Source organism: Arthrobacter sp. NPDC058130 (assembly GCF_042884475.1).
Taxonomy (GTDB): domain Bacteria; phylum Actinomycetota; class Actinomycetes; order Actinomycetales; family Micrococcaceae; genus Arthrobacter.
Genome location: NZ_JBHVTV010000030.1, coordinates 1 through 1,436, shown reverse-complemented (window position 1 = coordinate 1,436; position 1,436 = coordinate 1). Strand labels below are relative to the sequence as shown.

The 1,436-nt window shown below is 59.9% G+C and carries 2 protein-coding genes; both read left to right on the top strand.

The window, feature by feature from the left end; genetic code table 11:
• The first annotated feature begins 174 nt into the window (after positions 1-174).
• Positions 175-546: a helix-turn-helix domain-containing protein gene (locus tag ACFVTM_RS23155; RefSeq protein WP_390206589.1), complete on the top strand. Its 372-nt coding sequence runs from the start codon at positions 175-177 to the stop codon at positions 544-546.
• The gene (locus tag ACFVTM_RS23150) at positions 543-1,397 is read left to right on the top strand and encodes an IS3 family transposase (protein ID WP_390206587.1); all 855 of its coding nucleotides are present in this window, start codon (positions 543-545) and stop codon (positions 1,395-1,397) included. The genes ACFVTM_RS23155 and ACFVTM_RS23150 overlap by 4 nt, the downstream gene beginning before the upstream one ends.
• The last annotated feature ends 39 nt before the right edge of the window (positions 1,398-1,436 follow it).

The following is a 1,436-nucleotide window of genomic DNA, read 5'->3' as shown; positions in this document are numbered from 1 at the left end:
TGAACTGCTCCCCGGAAGTTGGACTGAGAAATTCAGTTCTGACTCCCGGGGAGCAGTTTTTTGCATTCACATAGTTCGTTATCCGAAGAGCAGCGCGAGGCCGCTGTAGCGTGGTTTGAGAAGGGCCTGGCAGATACCGCGACTGCCAACCGGCTGGGCGTTTCCCGTTGGCCGGTGAAGGGGCTGTATCGGCGGTGGAGGATTCGTGGTCAGGGAGCGCTGGTGACCAAACCGACTAAACGGTCATACTCATTCGACTTCAAGCTTGCGTTGGTCGAACGGTTCCTTGACGGGGAGACTGCACCTGATCTGGCAGCTGAGGCTGACCTGTCTTCACCGGTGTTGCTCATGTCATGGGTGCGTTCGTATCGACGTGATGGCGCGGACGCACTGCGGCCAAAGCCGAAAGGCCGGCCCCGGAATTCCGACGCCCCACCGGCCGAAGTATCCGAGTTGGAGCGGTTGCGCCGGGAAAATGAGCGGCTGCGGGCCGAAGTGGCTTACTTGGGAAAATTACGGGCCTTGAGGGCTCAGAAACAACGGTGAAGGTTCAGGCCCTCATCGCCCTCAAGGCTGATTTTCCGCTGCCGGTCCTGTTGGAGGTCGCCGGTCTGGCCCGGTCGACATTCTTCTATCACCAGGCCCGCTTCCAGGACCCCGATCCGCAGGAAGCTCTCAAGACCGCGGTCACGGACATCTTCACGACGAACCATGGCCGCTACGGACACCGCCGCATCCACACGGAACTGGCCAAGCAGGGCTGGGCGGTGGCGAAGAAGACCGTGCTGAAACTCATGCGTGCGCTGCGGCTGGTCTGCAAGGTCCGGCGGAAGAAGCGTTACAACTCCTACCAGGGCGAACAGGGCAGGATTGCCCCGAACGTGCTGAACCGCGAGTTCGACGCTGAGGCACCGAACCAGAAGTGGGTGACGGACGTGACCGAGTTCAGCGTCGGCGACCGGAAACTATACCTTTCACCGGTCATGGACCTCTTCGACCGGCAAATCATCGCTCATTCCATCGGCACCTCACCGAACGTGGCACTGACCAACGCGTCCCTGCGTGAGGCCCTCACCTGTCTTGAACCCGGACAGAAGCCGCTCGTGCATTCAGATCAAGGTTTCCAGTACCGGCACGCTTCTTGGCGGACACTCCTGGAGGGCGCCGGCGCGGTCCAATCGATGTCCCGCAAGGGCAACTGCTACGACAACGCGGTGATGGAAAACTTCTTCGGTCACCTTAAAGAAGAGATGTTCCGCAACGTCCGGTACATCAGCACGGACGCCCTGGCAGCGCACCTGAACGACTACATCCACTGGTACAACACCAAACGGATATCAACAAAGCTCAAGGGCCTGAGCCCGGTGCAATACCGAGCCCAGGCCCTCGCGGCTTAGGATCTTATTTGGCCAGTCCAACTATCGGGGACCAGTTCA